Below are 6,734 nucleotides of genomic sequence, written 5' to 3'. Positions count from 1 at the left end.
GCTTGAGGCCTACCGACTAATGACGATTTGGCGCGAGGGCGAAACCCGCCGTCGAGATTTACCGCGTAATTGGCTGGTGAGCGATAAGCTGCTGTTCGTTGTAGCAGAAAAAATGCCCAAAAACCGCTATGAGCTAGCCGAGGTTGAGGGCATTAAGCCGCCGCTGGTCAAAAAAGAGGGCGATGCTCTACTGGCGCTAGTGAAGCAGGCCCAGCACTGTCCAGAAAGCGACTTACCTACGCGTTGGCCAGACCCCATGCAGCCTGCGTTTAAGCGCCGTTTCAAGGCGATTAAGGGAGTAGTTGCCGAAAAAGCAGCGGCTCTTAATATTGCTCCGGAAATGTTGCTGCGTCGCCGGGATATTGAGGCGCTGGTCATGCAGCGGCTTGCACACCAGCCATTACAAGAACTGAGTGGTTGGCGCGATACCTGCTTAACGCAAGCTATTCATCAGGCGCTTGAGGAGTCATCTTTATGAGCGAAAAACTGCTATGCGAGATTTTTAAAAGCTCGCGCAAAGACGAAATGTACCTCTACGTGGATAAGCGTAAAGGAATGGAGACAGTGCCTGAGGCGCTGATGGAGACCTTTGGTAAGCCGGTTCCTGTGCTAACGATGATTCTGACTGCTGATAAGCCGCTTGCCCGCGTGAAGGCTGCCGATGTGATGGCTGCGATTGAGGAACAGGGATTTTACCTACAAATGCCGCCTGCCAAAGAGCCCTATTTACTAGACATTCATCGCGCTCAGACGACAGATCGCTCGTGAGTTATCGGCGCATTAGCGTGGCGCAAAAGCGATGAACTTTCTTGCCCACGCATGGCTGGCTCAGCCGGGGGACGACGGCTTTCTTTACGGTAATTTGATTGCCGATGGCGTGAAAGGCAGCGACCTTTCTGCTTGGTCGCCAAGCGTTGCCTGTGGCATTCGCCACCATCGGCGAGTTGATGCCTGGGTAGACCAGCACCCTAGCGTTATGATGGCCAAGCACCGCGCTCCTCAGGCTCAAAGACGCTATGCGGGCATTGCGCTGGATGTTGTGTGGGATCATTTTATTTCTCGCCAGCAGGAGGGGGCTAGTCAACATCAGCTGATTGATCGCTGCTATCGATTACTCAGCGCGTGGCCCGCGCCACAACGTCTAGCGACGATGATGCCGGTGCTGGTTGAGCACGACTGGTTGCGCCGTTACGCTGATTTTGATTTTACATGTCGTGCGGTGGCGGGCATCGGGCAGCGCCTTTCCGGCCCCAACCGTCTGGCTGAATTAGTGCCCTGGCTGCGTGAAGACTACACTGCTTTAGAGGCGGATTTCAGCGTGTTATGGAGTGAGTGCCGGGAGGCGCTGACCAGTGATGGTAAGACAAGCTGAGATTAGCTGGCTGCTATAGCCTGCCTAACGTTAATGTTTAACCGAGGTGATTAGACGATGGAAACCGCGTTGCGCGAGCGCTTCTGGGAACGCTATTCGTTGGAAGAGCTAACGCCTCCAGAATGGGAAGCCCTGTGTGACGGCTGCGGTCAGTGCTGTTTGCTAAAGCTGCATGATGATGAGACGCAAGAGCTGGCCATTCTTAACGTAGCGTGCCGCCTGCTGGATACTCATAGCTGCCAGTGCAGCGATTATGAAAACCGCTTTGAGAGCGTGCCTGACTGCACCCAGCTGACCCCAGCGCTGGTAAAAGAGTTTACCTGGTTGCCGCAAACCTGTGGGTACCGACGAGTGGCGGAAGGTCGCAAGCTGGCAGGATGGCATCCATTACTAAGTAACGATGCTGAACGAGTCCATCGAAAAGGCATCAGCGTCAGAGGGTTTGCTGTGTCCCAAGATGAGGTGCCAGAAAGGCAACTCGAAGAGCATATAATTGCCGTTCTTCCTATGTCGTGATTTTCATGTTTGAGCCCCTGCCGTAGCCTTCCTTGGCGTACGCTTAGACCGCTGGCGAATGCACTGTTAGCTAGCGGTTTTCGTTTTGCTGCTATCCCAAATGGTTAAAAAAGCCTCTTTAAGAGCCGAGGGTTGCGGCTTGGCAGCGGTTTTTTTGGTTGCCTGAGTGTTAGCGGGCTTCGTTGGGGTATCCCAAATGGTGGGAAACTGTTCCTGATATTTCATCGTGTTACTCCTAATGATCAGCTATATAGACGTTGGTATATAAAACTTATGGCTAGTATGCCGTAAAAATTATTTTATGGAAAGTATTTTCATAAAATAAATGGCGTAAAAAAAGCAGCGCCTTGGCGCTGCGAGTGGTTGTATTGGTGGCTGTGTTAAAGCGCGTTTTGCTGCTGTACTGCTAACCAGTGGGTCAGAGGCTCAAATGGCATGGGTTTGGCAAACAAGAAGCCTTGCAGTACATCGCAATTCAGTGCCAGGAGGTGTTGCTGCTGCGCGCTGGTTTCTACGCCTTCGGCTACCACGTTCAGTTCCAGGTGATGTGCCAGTGCAATAATCCCCTGTACGACCGCCGCATCCTTGCTGCTTTCGACAATATTCAAGATAAAGCTGCGATCTATTTTGATTTTGTCGATGGGTAGATGGCGCAGATAGCTCAGACTGGAAAACCCAGTGCCAAAATCATCAATGGCAATACTGATCCCCATGCCGCGCAGTGCATGGAGCGTATCAATAGCCGCCTCGGTGTCATTCATTAAAATACCCTCGGTGAGCTCAAGCTCCAGCGCCGTGGGAGGTAAGCCGGTGACCTCAAGGGTTTTGCGTAACGAGCTTAAAAAGCTGGGACGATGAAACTGCATCGGAGAAAGATTTACCGCCATTCGGCAATGATTGGGTAATAGTGGCTGTAGCTTTAAAAAATCTTTGGCAGCGCGCTCCATTACCCACTGGCTTAAGCCAATGATCTGCCCCGTCTCTTCGGCAATCGGAATAAAGAGCCCAGGTGAAATGGGGCCTTTGACGGGGTGGTTCCAACGGACTAACGCCTCGAAGCCGTGTATGTCGCCATCGCGGGTTAGTAGCGGCTGGTAGTGCAGTTCAAACTGCTCTTGAGTAATGGCCTCTTGTAAATCATTGCGCAATGTTACCCGCTGGGTGAGTTTTTGATTAATGTCGTAGGTAAAGGTTTGCAGCGTATTGCGGCCTTGCTGCTTGGCTTTATACATCGCCATATCCGCCTGCTGTAGCAGGGCCGCTGGATTTTCAAGCGCTTCATCACTTAGCGCAATGCCGATACTGGCAGAAAGATATAATTCATGACGGTCGATGCGATAGGGTTGTGCCAGCTCCAGCAGCAGGCGTTCAGCAACTTCCTGAGCATGGTGAGGATCATCTAAATCGGGCAGTAGCAGTACAAACTCGTCGCCACCAAAGCGACACAGCGTATCGGAAGGGCGGATGGCTTCCTCTAAACGTCTTGCCACATGAATCAAGACTTGGTCACCGACAGCATGACCGAGAGTGTCATTAATAGGTTTAAATTCGTCCAAATCAATAAACAACACCGCTAGCTGTTGGTGATGGCGTCTTGCCAAATCTACATCGTGTTGTAAGCGGTCTTCAAAAAGCGCGCGATTGCCAAGCCCAGTCAAAGCATCGTGGGTGGCGTGAAAAGCCAACTCATTTTCATGATCTTTATATTCTGAAATATCGTTAATAATGCCGACAAAGTGGGTGGCGTGACCATCGTTGGCTCGTACAGGTGAAATAAACACATTGTTCCAGAAGGCGCGTCCATCTTTGCGGTAGTTACGAATGGTCAAGCTGATATCGCGCTGCTGAACAAGGGCTTGGCGAATGTCGTTGATCTGAGCAGGGTCTGTATCTGGGCCTTGCAGAAAACGGCAGTTGCGGTTTTGTACTTCTTCTAACTCGTAGCCGGTAATCTCTACAAAAGCAGGGTTAACGTAGATGATCGGAAAATCATCTGCGCGTGCTTCACAAATCAGTACACCGTTGCTGCTTGCTTCTAAGCTGCGCTGAAAAATACGTAGCTGTGCCTCGTTATGGCGCAACGCGGTCATCTCCTTCACCACACCATACACACCTACAACATTATCCATTACCACAGTGGGTAAAAACGAGATATCGACGTAATGTAGGTCGCCTGACCGGCTGGCTATTTCAATTTCAAACCGTTGGGCGATACCCGTTAATGCGTGGCTAAAGGCGTCATTGATAGCCTCACATTGTTCGGTGGGCACCATGGTGTACAAATGACTACCAATAATATCGGCTTCGCTAATGGCGAGTAGCGTCAGCAGTGATTGATTCACGCTTTGAAAATAGCCATCAATATCCAGCGAAAATACGCCATCAGGGTTTTGGGTAAACAGTGACCTAAAGCGTTGCTCGCTATCCTGTAGTGTCTGTTGATGGTTATGGCGCTCTATGGCTAGACGCATCAACCTTAATGCGCTTGGTAGCAGGGTGGGCTCAATATCGTCGGCGGTGTGCGGTTGGTTTGATGCTTCTTTAGTTAACAGCGCTACGGTGCCAAGCGGTAGCGTTTCGCTACTATTGAGTACGTGGAGAGTCGCTTGGGTATAACCATGCTGATAGGCAAGTTTTTCAAAGGCAGTGACCGCTGGGCTGTCTGTCAGTGATAGCGTCGTTTCCACTAAACCTTGCTGTTGTAGCTCGGTTGCTAGAGAGATAGCGCTTTCGTTAAACGGCATCGACTCCTGAAGGGCAAATGGGAGGGTGCAGGAGAGCAGTTCGACTCGGTAAGTGGCTGTATGATCTAAGCGCCAAATAGCGACATGTACCTGCTTGCCTTGTTGCTCAAGTAGACGACAAATCTGCAATAAAGTGGCGCTGCAGGGTTCGTCCCGAGCGATCATCGCCTGGATTCGGTGCTGGTCTTCAAGTGCTTCCTTTGCTTTCGCAAGCTCCAGCGAGCGCTGTGTACGTGCAGCCATCAAAGCAAGGCTAAGCACTAATTGATAGGTCAGTAGCAGTCCAGAAAGCCCTACTCCTGCCGCAATAAAATTGGCGAGATCAAAGGTCGAATCTACGCGTGGCATAAGGCTTAAGTGCAGTGAGGTCTCACCAGGAAGAACAAGGTGCTGCTCGCTTAATGGGGTGCCTTCTGGTAGCTTGCTATGCGGAGTTAGCTCTCCGTCCTCAGTGACTAAGTGGCCGCCGTGGTGGCTAATATGCAAGTTGAATGCCTGTTCTGCCATGCTGGCTTCACTTGTGACTAGGCGAGCAATATTAATGACTGCGACGAGCTGATAACGCTGCGCATTAGAAGGCTTTAGGGCGAGTAGGGCTAATTCAGGGCGCGATGGGTCAGGGAGCAACCATTGTGTAGATTGCTGCTGTTGGTTCAGCCAGCGCAGTACGGGTAAGCTAACCAACTGGTCATCAAGCCATAGTAGATCTTGACCCTGCTGAGCACGCCGCCAAGTATCCCTAGTGATAGGGTTAAAGTAGGCGAGCGCTAAGATACTAGGGTAATCACTCCAGTAACGTGCTACCTCTCGCTGGCGTGACTCCTCATCCTCAAACACTTCTTGCCAACGCTCTGCTAAGCGTTCAAGGACAATTGCCCGTGAATTAAGCGTGCGCTCAATGCTGGTTGTCACGCTTTCCAGTGAATGTTGAGCTTCTAAACGTGTTGTTTCGTGCTGGTTCCAGCTGATTAAAAACCAGCCACTCATGCTTAGGCTGACGCCAATAATCCCTGCCGTGACTGCGGACTTGCTAAGCGAAGAGGTAAGTCGGGGTACTCTACGGCTTACCATGACCATGGCCAAGCCAAACGAGAAGCAGAGCAGCCCTGGGAGTAATGCACTCGCACGAGGTAGCCAGCTGGGTAATTTGGCTCCGGCATGATAAGCCAGTGTAATAGTGCCGATCAGCCACAAAAAACCGCCCCCGAACTGCCATACACGATGCTGCCACTGGCCTTGAGGGCCGACCCATAAACAGAATGCAGCAAGAATGAGAGTGGGTACTGCCTGGGAAGGCAGACGGGGCTGACCGGTCAACCAGGAGTGCCCGGTTCCTGCATCTATTACATTATGCACCAAGGTATAAAAAGCCAAGAGGGCTAAACAAACGCTGGATGCCCGGCGCCACTTGGGCAAATTAGCCATGACCGAACTAAGCCCTAAGCCACATAAAAGGATAACCAGTGAGCTGTCGGGCAACACGGCCAGTGCCTGGGGTTGCGGCAGACTTGGTGTCACGCTGAATACAAGGCTAGCACCACCGATAATAACGGTGGTGGTCAGTAGCATCAGCAGGCCTGTCTGAAGTGCTAACTCACGGTTGTGTGCATCCATTGAGGGAGAGTCGTCTAGGCAGAGTGGGAGGGGGAAGTATTGTCAGCGTAGTAAGCTAATAGTCTCAGTGAATGTGGGAGGTGGCAAGGCATAAACAGTATGAATGTAATGTGTATAGATCACACTGATTTGTAGTGGCTGTGTAATTTTAGGTGTTGATAAGGTTTTAGTAAGTTTCGAACCGCTGCTCCCTAGTGGTATGATGAGATACACGATGCTTTGGAGAGGCCAAATCGTTCGGTGAGTGTGATCGTGAAGCTAGAAAATTGCGTAAACTGCCAATGTGCTCCTTGATGCAGACAGTGGTTTTAAGCTGCCCGATAGGTTGGTGAATAAAGTGCTTCAGACGCCTAAAAGTAGCCTATAAATTACTTGCGCTGAACGAATATATGAATCGCCCCGGATATTCTAGACACCCGTTAGGCTCTTAAAGTAACGCCTTTCATACTCAACCGGTGACAAGTTATCACTTGTGCTGTGTCGGCGCT

5 protein-coding genes are annotated in these 6,734 nt (G+C 51.0%); 4 read left to right on the top strand and 1 reads right to left on the bottom strand.

The features are described from left to right. The 4 genes from BIS10_RS16470 to BIS10_RS16455 all read left to right on the top strand — a co-directional run. Positions 1-478 (top strand): HRDC domain-containing protein (locus BIS10_RS16470; RefSeq protein WP_253506832.1); only part of this gene is annotated, 478 nt, incomplete at its 5' end. Then, on the top strand, positions 475-768 hold the full coding sequence (locus BIS10_RS16465; RefSeq protein WP_253506830.1) for a YcgL domain-containing protein: 294 nt from the start codon (positions 475-477) through the stop codon (positions 766-768). The genes BIS10_RS16470 and BIS10_RS16465, both read left to right, overlap by 4 nt. 31 nt (positions 769-799) lie before the next feature. Beyond that, positions 800-1,372 (top strand): ACP phosphodiesterase, encoded by a 573-nt coding sequence (locus BIS10_RS16460; protein ID WP_253506828.1) that lies wholly within the window; start codon positions 800-802, stop codon positions 1,370-1,372. Between the two features lie 57 nt (positions 1,373-1,429). Continuing rightward, entirely contained in the window at positions 1,430-1,888 is a 459-nt protein-coding gene (locus BIS10_RS16455) for a YcgN family cysteine cluster protein (protein WP_044630126.1), read from the top strand. 380 nt (positions 1,889-2,268) lie between these two features. Here the strand turns inward: BIS10_RS16455 and BIS10_RS18960 are convergent, their stop codons facing one another. Continuing rightward, complete coding sequence (locus tag BIS10_RS18960) at positions 2,269-6,246, bottom strand: bifunctional diguanylate cyclase/phosphodiesterase (RefSeq protein ID WP_301282076.1); 3,978 nt, start codon at positions 6,244-6,246, stop codon at positions 2,269-2,271. Positions 6,247-6,734: the final 488 nt, after the last annotated feature.

The sequence above is a fragment of the Halomonas sp. 707B3 genome, from assembly GCF_024158645.1.
Taxonomy (GTDB): domain Bacteria; phylum Pseudomonadota; class Gammaproteobacteria; order Pseudomonadales; family Halomonadaceae; genus Vreelandella; species Vreelandella lionensis.
The sequence above is the reverse complement of the archived record's forward strand: the minus strand, read 5'-3'. Positions and strand labels throughout refer to the sequence as shown.

Bases quoted from the DNA above. Each gene is read 5' to 3' on its own strand.
- BIS10_RS16465 (WP_253506830.1), top strand. From the start codon at position 475: ATGAGCGAAAAACTGCTATGCGAGATTTTTAAAAGCTCGCGCAAAGAC.
- BIS10_RS16460 (WP_253506828.1), top strand. From the start codon at position 800: ATGAACTTTCTTGCCCACGCATGGCTGGCTCAGCCGGGGGACGACGGC.
- BIS10_RS16455 (WP_044630126.1), top strand. From the start codon at position 1,430: ATGGAAACCGCGTTGCGCGAGCGCTTCTGGGAACGCTATTCGTTGGAA.
- BIS10_RS18960 (WP_301282076.1), bottom strand. From the start codon at position 6,246: ATGGATGCACACAACCGTGAGTTAGCACTTCAGACAGGCCTGCTGATG.